18 protein-coding genes and 6 pseudogenes are annotated in these 21,352 nt (G+C 60.9%); 9 read left to right on the forward strand and 15 right to left on the reverse strand.

The genetic code is table 11. The features are described 5' to 3' along the window. The first annotated feature begins 974 nt into the window (after positions 1 to 974). The 7 genes and pseudogenes from AC0V7N_RS37055 (at position 975) to repA (ending at position 8,874) form a co-directional block, all read left to right on the forward strand. Positions 975 to 2,357 (forward strand): AAA family ATPase, encoded by a 1,383-nt coding sequence (locus tag AC0V7N_RS37055; RefSeq protein WP_496628383.1) that lies wholly within the window; start codon positions 975 to 977, stop codon positions 2,355 to 2,357. 379 nt (positions 2,358 to 2,736) lie between these two features. After that, positions 2,737 to 3,414, forward strand: coding sequence for a S8 family serine peptidase (locus AC0V7N_RS37060; RefSeq protein WP_496628384.1), 678 nt, complete (start codon positions 2,737 to 2,739; stop codon positions 3,412 to 3,414). Continuing rightward, positions 3,366 to 3,737 carry a hypothetical protein gene (locus AC0V7N_RS37065; RefSeq protein ID WP_496628385.1) on the forward strand — a complete coding sequence of 124 codons (372 nt, stop codon included), beginning with the start codon at positions 3,366 to 3,368 and terminating at the stop codon, positions 3,735 to 3,737. Before AC0V7N_RS37060 ends, AC0V7N_RS37065 begins: the two co-directional genes overlap by 49 nt. Beyond that, positions 3,698 to 5,029: an autotransporter-associated beta strand repeat-containing protein gene (locus AC0V7N_RS37070; protein ID WP_496628386.1), complete on the forward strand. Its 1,332-nt coding sequence runs from the start codon at positions 3,698 to 3,700 to the stop codon at positions 5,027 to 5,029. Before AC0V7N_RS37065 ends, AC0V7N_RS37070 begins: the two co-directional genes overlap by 40 nt. Positions 5,030 to 5,209: 180 nt before the next feature. Beyond that, positions 5,210 to 6,491 (forward strand): annotated as a pseudogene (gene tnpC / locus AC0V7N_RS37075) (IS66 family transposase). 159 nt (positions 6,492 to 6,650) lie between these two features. Continuing rightward, positions 6,651 to 7,364, forward strand: coding sequence for an IS6 family transposase (locus tag AC0V7N_RS37080; protein ID WP_496628387.1), 714 nt, complete (start codon positions 6,651 to 6,653; stop codon positions 7,362 to 7,364). 220 nt (positions 7,365 to 7,584) lie between these two features. Beyond that, entirely contained in the window at positions 7,585 to 8,874 is a 1,290-nt protein-coding gene (gene repA / locus AC0V7N_RS37085; RefSeq protein WP_496628433.1) for a plasmid partitioning protein RepA, read from the forward strand. A 28-nt stretch (positions 8,875 to 8,902) separates the two neighbouring features. Here repA and AC0V7N_RS37090 read toward each other — a convergent pair. Next, positions 8,903 to 9,609, reverse strand: a pseudogene (locus AC0V7N_RS37090) (IS6 family transposase). A 229-nt stretch (positions 9,610 to 9,838) separates the two neighbouring features. Between AC0V7N_RS37090 and AC0V7N_RS37095 the strand changes: the two are divergent. Both AC0V7N_RS37095 and AC0V7N_RS37100 read left to right on the forward strand, forming a co-directional pair. Further along, a pseudogene (locus AC0V7N_RS37095) lies at positions 9,839 to 10,390 on the forward strand (plasmid partitioning protein RepA); the annotation flags it as partial. A 77-nt stretch (positions 10,391 to 10,467) separates the two neighbouring features. After that, entirely contained in the window at positions 10,468 to 11,181 is a 714-nt protein-coding gene (locus tag AC0V7N_RS37100) for a GntR family transcriptional regulator (RefSeq protein WP_496628388.1), read from the forward strand. A gap of 512 nt (positions 11,182 to 11,693) precedes the next feature. On the opposite strand, the pseudogene AC0V7N_RS37105 reads toward AC0V7N_RS37100, so the two are convergent. The 14 genes and pseudogenes from AC0V7N_RS37105 to AC0V7N_RS37170 all read right to left on the reverse strand — a co-directional run. Then, positions 11,694 to 12,001, reverse strand: a pseudogene (locus AC0V7N_RS37105) (formyl transferase); the annotation flags it as partial. Positions 12,002 to 12,010: 9 nt separating this feature from the next. Continuing rightward, positions 12,011 to 13,063, reverse strand: coding sequence for a hydrogenase expression/formation protein HypE (gene hypE, locus AC0V7N_RS37110; protein ID WP_475460865.1), 1,053 nt, complete (start codon positions 13,061 to 13,063; stop codon positions 12,011 to 12,013). Continuing rightward, positions 13,060 to 14,385: a hydrogenase formation protein HypD gene (gene hypD / locus AC0V7N_RS37115; protein ID WP_496628389.1), complete on the reverse strand. Its 1,326-nt coding sequence runs from the start codon at positions 14,383 to 14,385 to the stop codon at positions 13,060 to 13,062. The genes hypE and hypD overlap by 4 nt, the downstream gene beginning before the upstream one ends. A 56-nt stretch (positions 14,386 to 14,441) precedes the next feature. Continuing rightward, a pseudogene (gene hypF, locus AC0V7N_RS37120) lies at positions 14,442 to 15,947 on the reverse strand (carbamoyltransferase HypF); the annotation flags it as partial. A gap of 18 nt (positions 15,948 to 15,965) precedes the next feature. Continuing rightward, positions 15,966 to 16,829 (reverse strand): hydrogenase nickel incorporation protein HypB, encoded by an 864-nt coding sequence (gene hypB, locus AC0V7N_RS37125; protein ID WP_496628390.1) that lies wholly within the window; start codon positions 16,827 to 16,829, stop codon positions 15,966 to 15,968. After that, on the reverse strand, positions 16,829 to 17,170 hold the full coding sequence (gene hypA / locus AC0V7N_RS37130) for a hydrogenase maturation nickel metallochaperone HypA (RefSeq protein ID WP_107653069.1): 342 nt from the start codon (positions 17,168 to 17,170) through the stop codon (positions 16,829 to 16,831). Before hypA ends, hypB begins: the two co-directional genes overlap by 1 nt. Next, the gene (locus tag AC0V7N_RS37135; protein ID WP_496628391.1) at positions 17,163 to 18,227 is read right to left on the reverse strand and encodes a nickel-dependent hydrogenase large subunit; all 1,065 of its coding nucleotides are present in this window, start codon (positions 18,225 to 18,227) and stop codon (positions 17,163 to 17,165) included. The genes hypA and AC0V7N_RS37135 overlap by 8 nt, the downstream gene beginning before the upstream one ends. A gap of 41 nt (positions 18,228 to 18,268) precedes the next feature. After that, positions 18,269 to 18,793 (reverse strand): [NiFe]-hydrogenase assembly chaperone HybE, encoded by a 525-nt coding sequence (gene hybE / locus AC0V7N_RS37140; protein ID WP_475460876.1) that lies wholly within the window; start codon positions 18,791 to 18,793, stop codon positions 18,269 to 18,271. Next, a complete protein-coding gene (locus AC0V7N_RS37145; RefSeq protein ID WP_095494259.1) occupies positions 18,783 to 18,998 on the reverse strand; it encodes a rubredoxin in 216 nt (71 codons plus the stop codon). Before AC0V7N_RS37145 ends, hybE begins: the two co-directional genes overlap by 11 nt. Further along, positions 18,995 to 19,842, reverse strand: a pseudogene (locus AC0V7N_RS37150) (hydrogenase expression/formation protein). The gene AC0V7N_RS37145 and the pseudogene AC0V7N_RS37150 overlap by 4 nt, the downstream one beginning before the upstream one ends. Further along, positions 19,839 to 20,288 (reverse strand): hydrogenase accessory protein, encoded by a 450-nt coding sequence (locus tag AC0V7N_RS37155; protein ID WP_496628392.1) that lies wholly within the window; start codon positions 20,286 to 20,288, stop codon positions 19,839 to 19,841. Before AC0V7N_RS37155 ends, AC0V7N_RS37150 begins: the two are co-directional and overlap by 4 nt. A 167-nt stretch (positions 20,289 to 20,455) precedes the next feature. Next, positions 20,456 to 20,752 (reverse strand): HypC/HybG/HupF family hydrogenase formation chaperone, encoded by a 297-nt coding sequence (locus AC0V7N_RS37160; protein WP_496628393.1) that lies wholly within the window; start codon positions 20,750 to 20,752, stop codon positions 20,456 to 20,458. A gap of 269 nt (positions 20,753 to 21,021) precedes the next feature. Then, positions 21,022 to 21,213: a HupE/UreJ family protein gene (locus AC0V7N_RS37165; protein ID WP_496628434.1), complete on the reverse strand. Its 192-nt coding sequence runs from the start codon at positions 21,211 to 21,213 to the stop codon at positions 21,022 to 21,024. After that, positions 21,210 to 21,344, reverse strand: coding sequence for a hypothetical protein (locus tag AC0V7N_RS37170; protein ID WP_496628394.1), 135 nt, complete (start codon positions 21,342 to 21,344; stop codon positions 21,210 to 21,212). The genes AC0V7N_RS37165 and AC0V7N_RS37170 overlap by 4 nt, the downstream gene beginning before the upstream one ends. Positions 21,345 to 21,352 lie beyond the last annotated feature (8 nt).

Below are 21,352 nucleotides of genomic sequence, written 5' to 3' on the forward strand. Positions count from 1 at the left end.
CGCAGCAAAAACGAAAAATTTGCAAGGCCGGTTTGATCGGCCGGCAGCAACTCGCGCGCTTCATCATGACCCTATCATCGTCCTGCGTTTCCGCCGCTCACATAGCCCAAAACAACCGCGGGATCTGAAGCCTAGCAGAGCCATGTCTATGGCTATGATCTCCTCCGAGGACAGCCGTCCGGCGCATTGGCCGCAACACATAGTCCTGCAGGTGACCGTAAACCTTTGAAATTAGGATGCGCCAGGGTCTCGGGTCACGGCAGGTTTCTTGGCCCGAAGGTGATGCCAGGGTGGTTCGGATCGATCCCGCCGGAGCCCGTCGCGTCCCGCGTTCAACGTGAGCGGTTTGAGGACGGGGACGAAGCCGGGTCTCACTGCCGAGAGGCTGCTGCTGGCCGCCGTTCGCGCGCCTGCTGCCTCATCGCCGCCGCGCCATCTGCCAAGAACGTTTTCGATAGCCGGTGAAATTGACGAGTTGGACGCCAGGCACACTTGCAACCGGACATGATTTCTCCGCTGCTTGGCCGGCAAGGTAGGAAGCGGCGCTCAGCCGGTTAGAAAAGGGCGAAGTGACCTGAGCTCCGAAGCTTCGCTAGCAGGATGATGGCCGTTCCGCAGGGGTCAACCTTCGCTTGCTCACGTAACGGAGACGCATCCCAGGCAGCCAACTCTGCCACCAAAAGGGCGGTGTCGCCGTTTACCGATGCGCATCTAGACTAGCGTGAAGTCGCCGCGGTTCCCGGCATGTATCACGTCAAATCCACCAGTTGAAAAATAAACAAGAGTATATTTTCAAATATATTTTTGTATATCTTTCCAATTCTTGGTAGCTAAATATCAATGTCATAACGTCTTTGACATACAATAAGCAGATATATTATTAAATATACCCTGCTCCTCTTGTATTAGACACCATAGGAGGTATCTACAGACCCAGGCCTTCCACTCAACTCCACGTTCAAAGGAACATCGTCATGACTGAAGCCGAACGCACTGAAGCCGAACGCTTTGTGTGGCAGAAACTTCGTCGCCATTTCAACACCGATGATTTGACGGCTCTCGTGAGCTCACGCTGGAAGTTTAACGCACATCTCCTGCCGGATCTTCAATCCCTTATTGAGGACCTAATCGCACCTCGGTCCCCTGAGCTCTTGGGCTTCCACCATATGTACGAGTTTTTGCCGATGAAGCTGTCAGACTTGACCACTTCCGAGGGAGAACACGTCGTGCGGCTGGCGCCCGTGCAGCGTCAGGACATCGACATTGGCGAAGATGAGCCATATCCTTCGATTAACAACGGTATTTGGCTGATAACGATCGACGACGGCACGCCTGCAGCAATCATGCTGTCGAAGTTGCTTACCTGCCATGGGCCAATGGTCCAGGTCGAAATAGGTCATATGCCTAATGAGCTGGGTCATGCCTTCGCTAAGCACTTTCTGCGCACAATTGAGGCCCAGGGCAAGAGCTCCAGATATTATCGCAACAAGGCTGTATCTTTTGAGTCCAGTGGAGGGTTTGGGGGCACGCAGGAAACAATGCGGGTTCATAGGCTTCCTGCTGTAAGCCGGAACGACGTAGTGCTTTCCAAGGCGACTATGGCCCAGCTCGATACGCACATCTTCGATTTTGTTAAATGCCGGGAGGAGTTGAAGCGCCTCGGCCAATCGGGGCGCAAGGGTATTCTTCTCCACGGACATCCTGGCACCGGCAAGACCCATGTCCTCCACTATATTGCTGCCAACCTGCCCGAGCACACCACAGTTCTGGTCACGGCTGAGCAGATGCTGAATATGGAGGAATACTTCGCGCTGGCTCGCGTCCTGCAGCCATGCATCATGGTGATTGAGGATGTGGATCTGGTTGGCCGTTCGCGCGAAGATATTTCTGGTCAAATGGCAGAAACCCGCCTGAACCGTCTGTTGAACGAGTTGGATGGACTTGGCGTAGATTCAGACATCCTCATCATCATGACCACGAATCGGCTGAACTCCCTCGAGGGGGCGCTCGCCTCGCGCTCGGGCCGCGTAGATGTGGCCCTCGAGATTCCTCTCCCTGATGACGATTGCCGCGAGCGGTTGATCGAGCAGTACGGTCATGCGCTGAACTTCCAGGGCGAAGCTTTGGCCGAAGCCGTAGCCCGTTCAAGGGGCGGCAGCGCGGCTTATGTCAAGGAGATGGTGCGCCGTCTCACGCAACGAAGCGTTGCGCGAGACGGCAGCCTCAGTGTCTCACGCGAGGATGTGAAGGTGGTCTTCGCGGACGCTGAAGCAGTACTCAACCCCCTCAAGAGGGATGAGGAAACGGTAAGGAGACACATCGTCGAGGAAGACGATGAAGACGATTGCGATTGCTGACGCTTGCAAGGCGTCCAACGCGTTATGCTGGCACCTTCCTTGCCGGTATGAGAAGCCGAGGAAGCGGGCGCGTTTCGGCGCTCTGCTTCCACGCGATGTTCCGCCACATCTCAGTATCCGCCCGGTTCGCCTCCAACGCAGTGCGGAATTTCGTCTGCATGATCGCATGCCGGAGCTGGAGAAGGAGATTTCAATTGAAGATGCATAAGAGGACCTCTGAGTGATGTTTCGTGACGTTTGCACCAAAAGCTCTGCGCATCGCTGCTGCTTCTCCACCTTTCGCGAGTATCTCAAGACGACAGTGGTAGCGGCGGCACTGCTCGCTGGAGCGTCTGTCGAAAGTAAAGGGGAGCAGCAGTATGTTAATGCTGACGAAAGCATGAACTCCAACCGGAAATTGGCGCGGGCGAGTTGGCGCAATGACGTCGAATTCAACGGCAACGTCGGCCTCGCAGCCATCAACGCGGACGCCGCCTATGCTTTGGGCTTAACCGGCAACGGCGTGAAGATCGGCTTCATCGACCAGCCGGTCTGGACACCGCATCCAGAGTTCGCTGGCAGCCGGCTGACCTTTATCCCCACCTCAGGGACCCGCGTCTATGCGGATCCTCACCTTCCGGTGACCGCCGGTGATGCCTTCTTAGCCGACGGCCGGGAGTTCATCGTCAGCGATGGCGAGATTTCCAGCCATGGCACGCACGTGGCTGGCATTGCCGGCGCCAACAGGGACGGCGCCGGCATGATGGGCGTTGCGTTCGGCGCCGATCTTGTCGCTGCGAGCAACTACGACCCCGGACCCGAGGATGGTCGAGTGAGGGGCAAAGACGGCGCCGTTTATGGCGCGGCTTGGCAGGCGATGATCGATGACGGCGTCGACATCGTCACCGACAGCTGGGGCATCGGCCTTTCGAGTTTGTCGTGGTCCTACGCGCAGGCCTATTCGCAGTTCCAGGAGATCGAGGCGATACGCGGGACGCCGGAAGGCGGCGCCTATGACGGCGCCATAAGGTGGCGCGCAGCGGCACCGTCGTCGAGTTCTCGGCTGGCAACGACGTAGGACAGCAGCCGGATGCAATTGCAGGGCTTGCCAGCTTCGTGCACGATATCGAAAAATACTGGCTGACGACGATGAGCGTCGTCGCGGACGCGGAAAACCCGCAAGGTTATTCGAGGAGCTCCTTTTCCAGCATTTGCGGCTACACGAAATATTTTTGCGTCGCCGCGCCGGGAACCCAGATCAACAGCAGCATTCCAGATGGCGACATCACCGGCCTCGAGTGGGGCGACATCGTCGCGACAACCGCCTGCACCCGGCCTACGACAAGTGGGACGGTACCTCGATGGCCGGCCCGTTCGCCACCGGCGCTTTCGCCTTGGTGAAAGAACGCTATCCCTATCTCGCCAATGGCGAGGTCAACGAAATCCTCAAGACGACGGGAACTGACCTCGGCGACGCCGGCGTCGACGAAATTTTCGGCTGGGGGCGCATCGATGTGGAGAACGCGCTGAAAGGCCCCGGTCAGTTCCAGGGGCACTTCGAAGCAAACCTGCCCGGCTTCTATCGCGGCTCCCGCGAGGAGATCTGGAGCAACGACATTTCGCAGGACGCCCTGGATCAGCGCAAGGGCGAGGACCAGCAGAAGGTCGCCGATTGGGAAGCAAAGAAGATCGCCGAAGGTTGGCAGAACGGGATGACCGAGGAGGCCATCCAGAAAATCAAGAATGATGTCCCGGCACAGGTGACGCCCGACGTCTTCAACAAGGCGATCAAGCTGGTGCGGGTTCATACCGAAGCGGCCGACGCAGTGAAATTCGAAGGCTCGGAAGAGGCCTCAGATGCGGCTGATAACGCTATGCGTGCAAATCCGATCGCCGTCGCCCTATGGAACCAATTCCAGTCCATGGTACCCAACAACACAATTCCGCAGACGGCGCAGTTCGTCGACTTCACGGGTACTCCCGAAGCGAGCCTTGATACCATACGAGGAATTGTAACCGAGGAGCGGGTGGCCGGGGCAATTTCCGAGTTCAATGCCAACGAGGCACTCGTGCCCGCACTCACCTCCAAACTTAAAGACCCCGCTAGCTATTTGGGAGGCCTAACCAAATCCGGCGCCGGTACGTTGCGGCTACCCGGCCACAGCACTTACAGGGGCGATACATTGATCAACGGCGGCCTCCTTGCGGTGGACGGCTCGATCACGTCGAAGGTCGTCGCCAATAACCGCGGCACGTTGGGCGGCAACGGCGCAGTCGGGGGCATTGGAGTGGCCGGCGGTGGTGTCGTGTCGCCCGGCAACTCCATCGGCACGCTGACGTCGAACGAAGACGTGATCTTCGACAAGGGCAGTGCAATCCACATCGAGGTTAACGGAAACAAGGGCGATCAGCTCGTCATCAATGGCACGACCACGCTTGCGGGAGGCATGGTGGTGGTCACCCCGGAAGACGGTGCGAACCCGGAAAGCCTGACAGGCCAGACCTATACGATCGTGACCTCGACCGGCGGAATCAGCGGAAAATTCGAGGGCGCGCAAGGGTATGGCTGCATGGACGCGAGACTGTCATACCTGCCGAACGAAATTCGGCTCCATGTTTCTCCGAATGGCGCCTGCCGGGCCAGGAAGGGACCGCCAATGCTCGTCGGCCCAGCGCCGGGGGGCAAAGGATAACTCCAGGATCCATTTCGCCTTCCTCCTCCCTTTTGAGGTCTTCGCAGGGGGATCAGTCCGGTACGGGAGGCTAATGGGATTTTTTAAAGGCCCGCGGAGCTGGTTCGTGGGCCTTGCGATGGATTTACCGTAATTACCCACGCCCTTGTCAGGGGCAAGAATCCCTGAATCTATGGGGATATGGATCGCACTGATTTGCAGCGTCTGACGAAGGAAGAGTTGATCGATCTGGTGCTGCGGATGCAGCGGCCAGAGAAGACATCACGCACGTCATCCAAGCCACCGTCGAGCGATCGCAAGGCGCGTCGGGACAGGGCAAAGCCTGGTGGCGCCAAGGCGGGTCATGAAGGTCACAGCCGCGCCATGAGTGAGGATGCCGAGCATCATCGATCATCACCCCGACCAATGCCTTTGCTGCCGCGCCAGCCTGTCGAGCGACCTTGCTGCCGAAACCGTCAGCGAGCACGACAAGATTGAGCTTCCCGCGATCAGGCCTTTGATTGAGCGCCATCGGCGTCTGGCAGTCCGTTCCCCGTCCTGCGGCACGCTGGTCGTCGCGGCTGTGCCAGATGCGGCGAAGGGGACGCCGTTCGGGCCACGCGTGCACGCCGTAGCGACCTATCTCAAGCCTTTCCAGGCCCTGTCCTACGAGCGGCTGCAGGGCGCGTTCGCGAACCTTTTCGGTCTCACCATCAGCCAGGGCGGACTGATGAACATGTTGCGCCGTGTGCAGGGCGCGTTCGCGGCCGAGTGCGACAAGGCCGTCGCGGCGTTGCGTCGGGCCAAGGTCATTGCCTCCGATGAGACCGGCGTGCGGATCGAAGGAAGCAACGCCTACCACTGGGTGTTTCGCTGCGCCGAAGCGGTTGTTCATCAAGCGGCGCCAACGCGCGGCGCCGTCGTGGTCCGGACCCTGATGGACGGCCATCGGCCCGACGTCTGGTGTTCCGATCGCTATGCCGCGCAACAAGGTCACGCAAATGCGCATCAGACCTGCCTGGCGCATCTCGCCCGCGACGTCGCCTATGCGGACGAGGCAAGTGAGGACATGCTGCCCTCACGGCTCAAGCGTTGGCTGCAAAGGGCCTTCGCCCTAGCCGACGGTATCGAAACCTTCGCCGCCTCGACCATCACCGGCAAGCGTCGCGCCCTGGAGCGAAGTCTGGACGATATCTTCGCCACCACAACGTCGTGCGATCTGGCCCGCGACATCCAAAACAAGTTCAGGCGAGCTCGCGATCAACTTTTGACCTTTGCCCAATGGCCAGGAATGGTCGACGCGACGAACAACGCCTGCGAACGGGCTCTAAGACCCGCCGTCGTTCAACGGAAGATCCCCAACGGCTATCGCGCCATGTGGGCCGCAAAGGGCGAAGCCGACATTCGAACCGTCGTCGACACAGCTCGTCTCGCGCCAGGCACGAACCCCTTCAAAATCATCCTTCAAACCGTCAGCGCCTGAAATCCGCTATGACTGAGCCCGCGACCTTGATCTTCCGAGCCTCTCTTCGGGCACGGCTTTATCGGGACATCGAGGTGTCGAGTTCGAGCACGCTAGCGGATCTGGCCGAAGCCATCGTAAACTTAACTGGTTTTCCAGAAAGATGTGGGATTTAGCGGCATGACCAAACCTGCCCGTGATCCTCTCTATCGTCGCCATCGATTTCCTGCAGAAGTGCTTGCCCATGCGGTGTGGCTCTATTTCCGTTTTCCGCTCAGTCTGCGCATGGTCGAGGATATGCTGGCAGCGCGTGGCATCATCGTCTCTCACCAGACCGTGAGGCTCTGGGCGGAGAAGTTTGGCAGACACTTTGCCAATGATATCCGGAGGCGAACGGCCGGCAAGCTCGGTGACAAATGGCACTTCGATGAGGTTGTGATCACGATCGCCGGCAAGAAACACTGGCTATGGCGTGCCGTCGATCAGGATGGTTTCGTCCTTGACGTCCTGGTCCAGAACCGCCGGAGTGCCAGGGCTGCAAAGCGGTTGATGAGAAAACTCCTGAGAGGACAAGGCCGTTCGCCCCGTGTGATGATCACCGACAAGCTCCGGTCCTATGGCGCCGCAAAACGCGACATCATGCCCAGCGTCGAACATCGCTCGCACAAAGGCTTGAACAACCGGGCGGAGAATTCTCATCTGCCGTTCCGAAAACGGGAACGAACGCGACAGGGTTTCCGGTCGGTCGGCTCATTGCAGCATTTCGTATCGATCTTCTCCGCCGTCCGAAATCTCTTCGTCCCATCCCAGACCAACCGCTCCGCAGCACCAATTCGAATCCATCGACGCCAAGCCATGGCCGCGTGGGAAGCCGTGAGTGCACGGCCTGCCTGAAAAGCGCGGTATCGGCCTCACGCGGCCACATTTCAAACAACGTGACAACGCCGGCAAAATATGTCTTCGAGGTTCACGGCATCGACAAGCACGGGATGAGCTGACGAAAGGCCTGCTCCGATGGAGCCGGCGGCAATCTTGTTGACCGTTGACTGACGTGAGTTTAAGCCGTGGCGGAACAAACTCGACATTCAGGAGAAAAACCGTCGCGATGCCCGTTATGCCACAACCTGTGAATCCTAAGGAGATAACGTCGGAGCGCATTCGGCGTCATGGCAAAGAACTCTGGGAGAGCGTATGCGCGCGCGGCGCAGGTATCAATTATCCTTTTCCAGACCATATGACCTTGCGCTCTTTCTCGTTGGGAGAGGTCGCTGAGATTCTCAGTGTGTCGGACAGCTATCTGCGCCAGTTGTCAATTGATGGTCTGGGGCCAACACCGGAGCTAGGGACCGCAGGGCGACGCTCCTATACGCTTCGACAGATCAACGAACTTCGTGCTTATCTCGCTTCGGCCCGTCCGAAAGAGGCTTTGAAGTTTTGCCCGCGGAGGCGCGAGGGTGAGAAACTACAGATCATCTCAGTAGCCGCCGGCCCCGCAAGAACCACTACAGCGTTCTATCTGGTTCAGGGCCTTGCACTTCAAGGATTCCGCGTTCTCGCTGTAGATCTCGATCCGAGGGGCTCATTGTCGGAAATGTTCGGTTACTTCTCGAGTATCATTCCCGTCCACAATGCGAGCATGTATGCCGCGATACGCTATGATGACCTCCGGGCCAGTATACGTACTGCAATCCGATCGACCCATTTTGATGGTCTTGATCTCGTGCCGGGCTCTTTCGAGCTCGGCGAGTTCGAGGAGGAAAGTTCGCGGCGCTACCATAGCGAGAACTTGAGGTACCCAGATGCTAGCGTCAGAATGGTGTCTGCGATCAAGGAAGTCGAGGCGGATTACGACGTCGTCGTTATCCACTGTGCACCTGAATACAGCTTCTTGACCGTGGGTGCGTTTGAAGCAGCGACCGGCGTGCTGGTGATGGTTCGCCCGCAATTGGCTGATATTGCGTCAATGGCCATGTTCCTCAACATTTTCTCGCATTCCGTCTCCCTGATCGAAAAAGCTGAGCGGCCCGTAAATTATGATTTTATCAAATTCTTGGTGACACGGCACGACCCGCGCGACGTCTCACAGCAGGAGGCTGTCGCCCTACTGCGGGACTTACTGGGGGATGATCTCTTGACTGCGACCGTCTGGGAATCGAACGCGATCCGGGAAGCGCGGCTCAAAAACCGATCATTGTATGAGCTGTCAGCGGGAGCGGTAGGCCGATCGGCATACGAGCAAGCGATGGAATCGCTGAATTCTACCAATGCGGAGGTAATGGACATCATATCCAAGGTTTGGGGCCGTCCCCCGATTTATGTGTCGCAGGCTTCGCGCTCGACGACTGCAGGTAAGGCGAAACCCCCATCGAGGAGGCTTAGCGGCACCGTAAACTTAACGCTGTGAAAACAAGATCTGGGAGTGAGGCTTTGGTTCATTCGGCGTGAAGGCGCGCGATTTGGCGCCATGCTTGCATGGCAGTTGCTCGGAGTTCTCGATGGTGGGTGGATGGAATATCGTGGCGGGGAACGTTAAAGAGGTTGGCGATCGGGTCGTGGACGGAAACGAAACGCTGAAGATGTCGCGCTGACTTGAAGCGCTTCATGATCCTCTCCCGCCTTGATGAGAGTTCTCCGCCCGATTGTTCAGGCCCTTGTGCGAGCGATGCTCGACGCCTGGCATGATCTCCCGCTTCGCCGCACCGTAGGATCGAAGCTTGTCGGTGATCATCACACGCGGCGAACGGCCTTGCCCTTTCAGAAGCTTTCGCATCAAGCGCTTTGCCGCCTTGGCATTGCGACGGCTTTGCACCAACACGTCGAGAACAAACCCGTCCTGATCAACGGCGCGCCAAAGCCAGTGTTTCTTTCCACCGATGGTGATGACAACCTCATCGAGATGCCATTTGTCGCCGAGCTTGCCGGCCGATCGCTTCCGGATATCATTGGCAAAGTGTCTGCCAAATTTCTCAGCCCAAAGTCGCACGGTCTGGTGAGAGACGATGACGCCACGAGCTGCCAGCATATCCTCGACCATCCGCAGGCTGAGCGGAAACCGGAAATAGAGCCAAACGGCATGGGCAATCACATGCGCCGGAAATCGGTGGCGACGATAAAGAGGATCACGGGAAAATCTGGTCATGCCGCCAGATCCCACATTTTGATCGATGCCCGGTTAACGTTACGGTGCCGAACGGAAGGCCGCGGCGTTGCAGATTGCCTGAAAACAGCTGTGGGCTTCCGCGCGTCCACGCTTCAAAACAATGTGACAGCGCCGCCGGCGGCAATCTTGTTGACCGTTGACTGAAGCGAGTTTAAGCCGTGGCGGAACAAACTCGACATTCAGGAGAAAAACCGTCGCGATGCCCGTTATGCCACAACCTGTGAATCCTAAGGAGATAACGTCGGAGCGCATTCGGCGTCATGGCAAAGAACTCTGGGAGAGCGTATGCGCGCGCGGCGCAGGTATCAATTATCCTTTTCCAGACCATATGACCTTGCGCTCTTTCTCGTTGGGAGAGGTCGCTGAGATTCTCAGTGTGTCGGACAGCTATCTGCGCCAGTTGTCAATTGATGGTCTGGGGCCAACACCGGAGCTAGGGACCGCAGGGCGACGCTCCTATACGCTTCGACAGATCAACGAACTTCGTGCTTATCTCGCTTCGGCCCGTCCGAAAGAGGCTTTGAAGTTTTGCCCGCGGAGGCGCGAGGGTGAGAAACTACAGATCATCTCAGTAGCCGCCGGCCCCGCAAGAACCACTACAGCGTTCTATCTGGTTCAGGGCCTTGCACTTCAAGGATTCCGCGTTCTCGCTGTAGATCTCGATCCGAAGGGCTCATTGTCGGAAATGTTCGGTTACTTCTCGAGTATCATTCCCGTCCACAATGCGAGCATGTATGCCGCGATGCGCTATAGAGGAGAAATTACACGCCCACGCCAGGAGTGGGGCTGCAGCCCAAGCTTCTTTGAATAGCAGAAACCATGCTCCGAGGAGAAGACATGTATAACCAGCACGAAGATACACCGGGATGGGCTCGGTTCAAGGGCAATCGAGTCTATAAAGCATTGAAGAATCTTATTGTCGATTTTAAGGTGCCCCCTTATACGCGACTCGATATGCGTGAAATCAGCGATGTCCTGAAAACGAGCGCGACCCCGATACGCGAGGCATTGATTAAGCTCGAAACCGAAAAGTACATCATGGGCTCTACACGCAACGGCTACTACACCAAGAAACTGGATACAAAGCAAATCTCAGATAAATATGCTATTATCAACATGATCCTCCAGCATGCTCTCAGTGAAAACCTAGATGAGCATTCTAAGCCGTGGCCGGTGCTTCCAACGAATCCCAGCTGGAACGACTATTACTCGATCAGGGACTTTCTTGAGGTACTTTACGATAGGATCGCAGAGTCTTCGAACAACGAAAGAATGCTGGACCTCGTTCGTGAGTTCAACATTCGGACGAGATACGTTCGTTTTTTGGACTTGCAACGGCCGGAGCGTCTATCATGTATCAGAGGTGATATGAGCGAGCTTCTGGAGCTTCTTGATAAGCGAGACAAGAATGGGGCGATCGCAAATGTTGATCGGCAATTCAGTGCGATAATTAACACCGTTCCCGAGCTTGTGCTGGAGGGCAATCATTGTGCCGGGAATACGAAAGAGAGCTGGTTGGAGACATTGTTGTTGATGTGGACTGAGAGCTGACCCGGCGTTTCCACCGAGATGTGGCTCTGGCTCACTTTTGCTGCTGTTGCGGCCGCCGCTTTTGCTGATTCCCCGGCGGATTAGCTTATGCAACATCGACTTCCCCGCGCGAGCCTCGCGCCTGACGGATTGGCGCGGTAGTTGATGTGAAGGTTGTAGCGAACACCGTTCAAATCCAGCTTCGATCGCGCCAACTTTCGGGAACCTGTCCAGACTGCGGGCCAAGCCGGAGGGTTCAAAGTAGATATGTGCGCCGGCCCGCTGACCTGCCCTACGTCACCTTCCGTCAGGCCGCCGCGAGCCTCGGCGTGGCGCGTCGAAGCGGTGGCCGTACGCCGTTCGGCGGCCTTGTTTGTTGAGAATGCCGGCGATGACGGCGTCGGGGTAATGCGGTGCCAGCCGCCGCAGCAGCGCCGGCGGCGCTGTTCTTCATTTGCCGTCCTCTCCGCTGTGTGACCTTTATGGATCACAACTCTGGCACACTGCGATGCCGTCTGGGGAGGGCGGCAACCACCCCATCTTGTTCCGACCCCAGGTCGCTCGCCGTCGAGGATCGCCCAGTCGAGGGCGCTCGGGGCCGCGATCGCCACGGATGCCCGGATGGACGATCAGGCAGAGCGTTCCGCGCCAGACAACGGCCGGGATCGGCCGCTTGAGGAAGGGCGCGATCACGAGGTCCGGCGAAGAGAGCGACCGCCTCGCGAGTGAAGTCGTCATGGATGTCGAGCTCGACCGTCACTTCGTGACCAGCCCGTCTCAGGTCGATATGCAGGCGCTGGGAGAGCGAGTTGAAATTGTGGCAGAGAAGCATGATGCGCATCACCCTCTCTTAGCAGATCCGGGGCAGTTGTTCGCCCGACAGCCAGTCGACAATCCGGCCGCCGCCAAACGAGGTCGTCATCTGGACAAAGCAGTTGTCGTCGGCCACGACGTGGCCGACCAGCGCCGCCTCACCGCCAAGCGGATGGGCGCGCATCGCCGCGAGCACGGCGTCAGCGCCCTCCGGCGCCACGACTGCTACCAGTTTCCCTTCATTGGCGACATTGAGCGGATCGAGGCCGAGGAACTCGCAGGCTGCAGCCACTTCCGGTTTGAGCGGGATCTTGTCTTCGTCGATGCGGAAGCCGACCCGCGATTGGCTGGCGATCTCGTTCAGCGTCGCGGCGATGCCGCCGCGCGTCGGATCGCGCATTAGCCGGATATGCGCCCCGCCAGCCGCGACCATGTCTGCTACCAGTCCGTGCAGGGCCGCGCTGTCGGAGACGATGTCGGTGTCGAATTCCAGGTTCTCGCGTTTCGACATCACGGCGACGCCATGGTCTCCGATCAAGCCGGAAATGATCACCGCATCGCCGGGCCGGGCGGCGTCCGACCGGAGATCGAGCCCGACCGGAACCATACCGACGCCGGCGGTCGAGATGAAGACGCCGTCGGCCTTGCCGCGCTCGACGACCTTGGTGTCGCCGGTGATGATCGGCACGCCGGCCTCGCGCGAGGCGGCGCCCATGCTCTGGGCGATGCGCTCGAGATCGGCGAACGCAAAACCCTCCTCGATGATGAAGCTCGCCGACAGATAGAGCGGTACCGCGCCCGCCATGGCGATGTCGTTGATCGTGCCGTGCACAGCGAGGGTACCGATATTGCCGCCGGGGAAGAAAAGCGGCGAAACGACGTAGCCGTCCGTGGTCATCACCATCCGCCCGCCAGGCACCGAAAAGGCCGACTGGTCGTTGCCGGCCCTCAGCCAGTCATTGTCGAAAGCCTTGTGGAAAATGCCCTCGATCAACTGGCCCATGGCGCGCCCGCCGGCCCCGTGCGAAAGGTCGACACGGCCGTTCGCGACATCGAGCTTGCGCCTGTAGGCCTTGATCATCATGCTCATGCGACCGCCCTCCCCCCATCCACCTGCCGCGCCTTCTCGCGGAAGCGGCCATAGGTCCAGTGCGCGGCGCAGGCGCCCTCCGACGACACCATGCAGGAGCCCATCGGTGTATCGGGCGTGCAGTCCGTGCCGAACAGCTTGCAGTCGGCCGGCTTCTTGACGCCGCGCAGGATCGCGCCGCATTCGCAGGCCGGGTTGTCTTTCGCGGCGGGCGTCACCATCGAAAAGCGCTTCTCGGCGTCGTAGGCCACATACTTCGGCCGGAGCCGCAGCGCGCCATAGGGCACTTCGCCGAGACCGCGCCATTCGAAGCTCTCGCGCAGCTCGAAGAAATTCGCCACCTCCGCCTGGGCCTTTTCGTTGCCGAGCGCAGTCACGGCGCGAATATACTGGTTCTCGACCTCGTGCCTGCCGTCATTGACCTGGCGCACCAGCATCAGGATCGCCTGGATGACGTCGAGCGGCTCGAAGCCCGCCACCACCACCGGCTTCTGGAATTCCCCGGCGAAGAATTCGTAAGGTTCGGTGCCGATGACGGTCGAGACATGGGCAGGGCCGACGAAACCGTCGATCTTGATCGTGCCGAGCTTGCGAACGTCAGGGCTTTCCAGGATGTTCTGGATCGCCGGTGGCGTCAGCACGTGATTGCAGAAGATCGAGAAATTGCCGAGCCCCTTGGCTATCGCCGCCTTGAGCGCGAGCGCGGTCGGTGGCGTCGTGGTCTCGAAGCCGATGGCAAAGAACACCACTTCGCGTTCGAGCTCGGCCTCGGCGATCCTGAGCGCATCGAGCGTCGAATAGACCATGCGGATATCGGCGCCGGCCGCCTTGGCCTTCAAGAGGCTCGATCCGTTCGAGCCCGGCACGCGCATCAGGTCGCCATAGGTGCAGAGCGTGATCTCCGGCCGCATGGCGAGCGCGATCGCCGCATCGATACGGCCGATCGGCAGCACGCAGACGGGACAGCCCGGTCCGTGGATCATCCGCACATTGGCCGGCAGCAGCAGGGCCTCGAGCTCCATCGCTGCCTGCCCTTCATAGCTCTGGACGAGCCGAATGGCTGCTATCGCCGCGGCGGCATCGAAGAGCCTGCCGAGGCTGGTTGTCCGGGACGGCTGCATACCGCGTTCGAACATCGCAGTGAGCTGTACAACACCCCGATGACCTGGCCAGAGCTGCGACGCGAAATCAATGCATCCGGCCTCCTGCAGGGCTGCCACCCCCATGCGCCAAGGCTCACGCGCCGCGCGGTCGCCACCGGGCAGCGGCAGCGATGTAAGCGATCCCGCTCGGCGCCAATGACCCCTATCGGCGATGAGCATTTCGCCCCCCAACTCGTGCCATCGGCGCCGAAACCGTGGCCATCGAGCGCAAGCCCGAGAACCGGGCCGGAAAGCCGATACTCCGCCACCACGGCCGCGACATGGGCAACATGATGCTGGACCGCCACGACCGGCAGGCCCAGGCTCTCTGCCATCCGCACCGAACGGAAATCCGGATGCAGGTCCGAGGCCGCGAATTCCGGCTTTACGTCAAGGATTGAACAGAGATGGGTGATCGCCTCGCGCTGGAAACGGATCGCCTCGGCATTGTTGAGGCCGCCTATATGCTGCGAGAGAAAGGCCTCGTGCCCACGTGTGACGCAGATAGTGTTCTTGAGGTCGGCGCCGGTGGCGATCACCGCAGGTCCATCCTCGCCGAGATCGACGGGCTCGGGCACGAAGCCGCGGGCGCGACGGATGAACGCGGGAGCGCCATCGATGACCTGCATGACGGAGTCGTCGGCGCGGACGGTGATGTCGCGATCATGGGTGACGATCAGATCCGCAATCGCGGCAAGGCGGCGCTCGGCGTCGGCGTTGTCGGCCACAAGCGGCTCACCACCGGGATTGGCGCTGGTTGCGACCAGCGCTGCAGGGCGGTGCGGCGAATGGCAGGCGAGTTCGTCGAGCAGCACATGATGCAGTGGAGCATAGGCGAGCATCAGCCCAATCCGCGCGAGGCCGGGCGCGATGAGGTTGGAGAGCGCACCGGCACGTGCCTCGACCACCACGATCGGGCTCGCGGGCGAGGCCAGCAAGGCTTCTTCGGCTTCGCTCAGTCGTGCGAACTGCCGCGCCGCCTCGATGCCGGCGACCATGACGGCAAACGGCTTCTGGTTACGAGCCTTGCGCAGCCGGAGGAGATCGATCGCTGCATCGTTGCGGGCGTCGCAGAGCAGGTGGAAACCGCCTATGCCCTTGAGCGCGACGATGGCGCCGCCTTCGAGCCGCGCCGCAATCTCCGCGATCGAATGGCTGAGACTCGGGCCGCAATCGGGGCAGGCGACCGGCTCGGCATGGAAGCGCCGGTTCTCCGGATCGATATAGTCCGAGGCACAGGCCCGGCACATCGGAAACGATGCCATCGAGGTCTGCGTCCGGTCATAGGGCAGCGCGCGAGTGATGGTGAAGCGCGGGCCGCAATGGGTGCAGTTGACGAAGGGGTAACCGAAGAAGCGGCTCGCGGGATCGGTCAGCTCACACCGGCATTCGGCGCAGGTCGCGGCATCCGCGCCAATCCGGGTCGCGCTCTTGCCGCCAAGGCTCTCGAGGATCTCGAACCGCTCGCCACCGGCTGGCGAGAGTTCGAGCACGTGGATCGAGTCGATGCGGGCGAGCGGCGGCGCCTGGGTCCGGATCGCGTCGGGAAAGCGGCCCGCATCCGGACCCTCGATCTCTATCAGCACGCCGGCACTGTCGTTCAGCACGAAGCCAGAAAGCCGCATAGTCCGCGCGAGCCTGTAGGCGAAGGGCCGGAACCCGACGCCCTGCACGGCGCCGCGTACCCGGAGCCTGAGCCGCCGGATCGGGTTTTCGATCGGTCGTGCGAGCGCCCTCGCCATGGTTCATGCCACCTTCGGTCACGCGGCCCGGTGGGGGGCGGATGCCTCGAGCCAGGCATAGAAGGCTTCCATGCCCTCTCCCGTGCGGGCGGAGACCGTCAGCGTCTGGAGGCGCGGATTGACGCGCAGGGCGTTGGCGATGCAGAGGCCGACATTGAAATCGAGATGCGGCAGCAGGTCGGCCTTGTTGAGGATCATCAGGTCGGCGGCGGCGAACATGTTGGGATATTTGAGCGGCTTGTCCTCGCCTTCGGTGACTGACAGCACCACAACCTTGTGGGCCTCGCCGAGATCGAAGGCGGCGGGACAGACGAGGTTGCCGACATTCTCGATGAAGAGCGCAGAGCCTGGTTCTAGTGCGAGATTTTCAGCCGCGTGGCCCACCATGTGGGCGTCGAGGTGGCAGCCCTTGCCCGTATTGATCTGGATGGCGCGGGCGCCGGTCTCGCGGATCCGAGCCGCGTCGTTCGAGGTCTGCTGGTCACCTTCGATAACCGAGATCGTGAGGCGGTCCTTTAGGTCATTGATCGTGCGGACCAGCAGGCTGGTCTTGCCCGAGCCGGGGCTGGAGACGAAGTTGAGCGCAAAGATGCCCTGGCGCTCAAAATATCGCCGGTTCTCTTCCGCATAAGCGTCGTTCTTGGAGAGGATGTCTCTCTCCACCTGGATGATCCGCTCCTGGCTCATGCCTGGCACATTGAAGCCGGCGATCCCCTTGCCATAATGGACGCTGCAGTCCGCGGCATGGTGATGCTCATGCCCGCCATCGCCATGGTGATGGTGGTCTTGGCCGTGATGATGGTCATGGCTGTGACGGTGCCCGCCCTCCTCGTGCTTGTGACCCTCGATGGAAGAAGTCTCGCAACCGCATACCGTGCACATCAGCTCACCTCCATATCCCTGATCTTCAATTCGTCGCCTGCCGTCATCTGGACCCGATGCCGTCCGCAGTCCGGGCAGGCGCCGAACCGCTCCTCCAAGGCGACCGTCTTGCCGCAGTCGAGACACCAGCCCTCGCCGGCAATGCGGTTGATCTCGAGCGTCGCCTCGTCCGCAATCGTGCCGTGTCGCACGGCCTCATAACAGAACATCAGCGCGGCCGGCTCGACGTGGCTCAGCACGCCGACATCGAGCCGGACCGACTTGACGCGTGTCGCGCCGTTCTGCCGCGCCGTGTCGCAGACGATCTCGATCACACTCTCCATCAGCGACATTTCATGCATGTGCGGCCTCGCGAACACAAACCTCAAAGGCCACGCAGGGATCGAACAGGACCGCGAGGCGCGACACCGATCTCACGGCAGCCTCATCGGTCCCGACGGGTGACGACAGCAGTGTCTCGACGAAGGGGCCGGCGGGATGAAAATTCCATTCGGTCGGGGCGAGGATGCGATAGGACGAAAGCCTGCCGTCGCCGCCGATCTCGGCCTGATGATAGAGCCGGCCACGTGCGCATTCCACAGCACCGTAGCCACCGGCGCCCGGCGTGGCCCCGCCGCAGGCGAGTGATGCTCCGTCGTAGTTGCCGGTTGCTGCGAGAGCCGCCAGTTGTTTGAGGCAGCGACGCACGTCGTTGATGCGGGCTAGCAGTCGTTGGACCAGATGGGAGGCCTCCACGTCAGCGGCGGCGAGCCGGGCATACGCGCCCGTCTCCGCGACGCGGCCTTGGAGATGCGGGAGGCTTGCATAGCCGGGCTCCGCGCAAAGCCGGGCGATGACTTCCGGATCGTCATTGATGGTCAGTGGATCGGGCCGCCGGCCATTGAAGACCTCATCGTTGCCTATATCCTGCAACATCGCGGCGCAGGCTGATTCCGGCAAAGGTGTGTCGCCCCGGCTCGGGATGCCGAGCGCGCTGGCCGCCGCAGACAGCCGCGCAGGGGCGGCCGCGAAATGCGCCCTGTCGATTTGCCCGGCCTTGACCGCGGCGATGATCTCTTGCGAAGCGGCCAGCGCTTCGCGGAGATATCTACCGGCGGTTGCGCCGAGCGATGCCGGCAGGGGGCATGGCCAATGGAGGATGAGCGCCCGCAAGGTTTCGAAAATCCGCTCGGCGAGCAATCCGGCACCGGAGCCGATCCGTTCGTCCACCTCCATCGCCATATCCGCTGCATTCAGGACGGCGAGCCGCGCCGCTACGGATTGCGCAAAACCGCAGAGCGAAAAGACTTGACCGGCAAGAGGGGGCGCCTCTTCGGGCCTGCGGCCGACGAACATGCGCGTCAGCCCCTGCAGGCGGTTCGCCTTCACCGCGACGGAACAGGCAAGCGCGCGCGACACGGTTACGTCGATCCTTATCGTGCCTGCCCCGAGAAGGAATGTCATTGCGACGCCTCCTCGCGCCTGCGGAAATGCCCGCCCAACAGGTCACGCCGGTTGACCGCCGCGGGCGGGGCGGGCGGCGGTTCGAGCGTGGCAGGATCAAAGAAGGCCCGGGCTGCTTCGTCCGCTGTTTCGAGGGCAGCCTCCATCGTTGCGAACTCGAAGACCGGCGAAAACAGCGAGCAGGAATCGACACGGTCAATCGCATCGAGTTCACCGGCAATGAACCCGACCTCACCCGCCGGCAGGCCGACACGGAGGGTCGTACCGGTGGCAGCTGGGGCGGAGGAAGGGCCCTGCGGCAGATCCGCTGCCACGAGATTCATGAACCATGGTGTAGTCACGATGCCGAACGCACGACCGCCGTAAATCCGAAAACCGGTCGAGGCAATGCCAAGCGCGGGATTGCAGATCGGCACATCGGCCATGGCGGTCGCGTAAATGTGCCGGTAGCAGGCCTCGAGCCGCCGGCCGAGCGCCTGCGCGGGATCGATCTCGGCCCTCTCTGCGACGTCAGCGTCCATCGCCTAGCCTCATGAACTTCGATTGCAGCGCGTCGCAATTTGGACAGCGCCAGTCTTCCGGCAGGTCTGCAAACGACGTCCCCGGAGCAATCTGCCAGACCGGGTCACCCTCAGCGGGATCATAGACATGCCAGCAGATACCGCATTCCATCTGGTCGTCGTCCGACACGGTCTCGCGTTTGCCGAAATTCTCGAAGGCGCTCATTTGAAATAGGCCTCCTCGATCTCACGCAGCCTTACCTCGGAGTCGCGGAAATCATCCTCGGCGGCGATCGCGACCGAGGGAATGTCGCAGATCTCCAACGTATCAAGGATGATCGCGTCCATGGCGTTGTAGAACTGAACCGACCAGACATTGCGCGCGCCCGTCACCACGATGCGGCAGCTGCCATAGCCGCGCGAGGTGAGCTGCACCGGCCCGGCCCGCAGCGTTTCCTGCAGGAAGGCCATGTCTTGCGGGCTCATCGGGAAGAGCGAGAAGGTGATGATATGGCCCGGATCACCCTCGCTGTAACGGGCGATGCGATCACCGATCTCGGTCAGCACGGGCATGACATTCATGGCGCCGGTCGGCGCCGGCCCGTGGCTGATCGAGCCCGGCAGCGCCGAGCACGCCTGTTTGACAGCGGCGGGAATGCTCGCGACCTCGACATAGTCGGCAATGAGCCGGCCCTCACCGTCGGTGAAACGGACGCGCCAGACGCCAGCCATCACCGCCTCCTGCATCCGGGCCGTGATGCCGTTTGCCAATGCCGCAACGCCGGCGACCTCGCCCTCGCCGAGAGTCTGGGCGATCAGTTCCTTGTCGTCGTCGGGGTAAGCGGTGATGTCGAATAGCCGGCCAGGCCGGTCCGCCTTCTGAACGGCGAGCGCGTCAGCGAGTTCCGGCAGGAGCAACGCCGTCCGCCGACATCGGCGGATCATTTCCTCGGCGCTGCTGGTGGCGAGGAAATTGAGCTTGCGGGCACGCAGCGGCGGCTCGGCGTTGATCGGCATCACCGTCATCGCCGCATCCTCGCCCTCGGGACGACCCAGAATCCGGCCTTCATCGCACGATCTCCTTGCCGGCATGGGTGATCTCGACCTTCGGTCCGCCCAAGGGCACCATGACCGGCGCGTCGGGCGCGAGCCAGGCGCTGATCTTCTCGACATATTCGGACCAGTCGCGGATCTTGCCCAGCACGCCGACCGGTTGGTCTCGACGAGTCACGGCGAGGCTCGGCATCAAAACGACGTTAAAGCGGGCCTTTAGCTTGTCTTCGGCCGTGCGCAGGACCACGGCGCCGCGCAAGCGGCCTTGGAAGGCCTGGAGGATATGCGGGAGGACTACGGCGACGTCATCGGCTTCCGGCCGCTGCGACGGATCGCCGGTGAAGAACAGCACGGCATTGTCGGGTTCACTCGCCGCCGGAGCGAGGAAGGTATCGATATTCGTCTCGTCGATGAGGGGCAGGCGCGCCCGCTCGCTCAGGGCGCGGACCAGGACAGATGGCATAGTCTCCTCCACAAATCACGCTGCGAAACATTCCAACGAAATGAGGAGCAAGCGGCGTGCCAGACTTGGAAAAGTTAGATTCCGTTGATCTGGAAGACAAATTTCCGCCTTCACAAAGTATCGCGGGCATCTGGATGGAAAGTCCTTCAACTTTGGAAATTTTCTTTTCACTCGGTACGCAGATGCGGCGGCAGTTCCGGCTCGCGCGAGGTGAGATCGGCAAAGAGGGCGTCGAAAGCCCTCCCCTCGACAGCTTCAGCAAGACCCGCGAGTGCGTTGTCGATGGCGCGGGCCTCGTCGGCGTCCAGCACCCGGATGGCGGAGCCGAGATGGGTGAGTAGGTAGGTTCCCGGCGGTTGTGGGCCGACCAGCATGAGGGAGATCGAGGATATCCGGCCATGTCGCTCGCAGTGGGCGACGAACTCATTGCCGGCGACGGCCCGCATGGGAATGCCGATGCACATGATGCTCCTCCTCCGTCGTCCAGATCTTATGAAATCGGGAGCCGCGGTGCGCGGGGTGCCCACACGACTCCCGACCGGCCTTAGTCTTGGGAGAAGTTCAGCCGGCCAGCAGGACTGCACCGGCAAGGGCAATGGCCACGCCGGCGGTCCGCGCGGCAACTCGTCGGGCGTTGCCGAACCTCAACCAGCCCGAAACCGGTGAGATGCAGGATGACCGTGGCAGCCATGAAGCCCGCCACATAGCCGCCCGCATGCGCCATCGCCGGAAGCTAGGTGCCATGGGCGTGGCCATGGAAGAGCGCGCATGTTCCAACCACCGTCGCCGCGACCGACGTTGAAACCTTCACTTCGAAAGCAACCAGCAGACCGAGCAGCGCGACGGTCAGCGCGATCCCGGTTTCCACCATTGGAAAAGCGAGGCCGTAAATGCCCAGGGCGCCCCCCGCCGCCATGACAGTCACGAAGGCCAAGGGAACGATCCATCGGGCTTTACCGCCGGCAAGCGCGCGTCGGTGTGAAGGCCGACATGCGCGTGGGCGATGTCTGGTCGCGCCATCGCGACGAGCGTCGCCGCAACCCTACGAAAATTCATGATATCCT

Source organism: Mesorhizobium kamtschaticum, assembly GCF_056174585.1.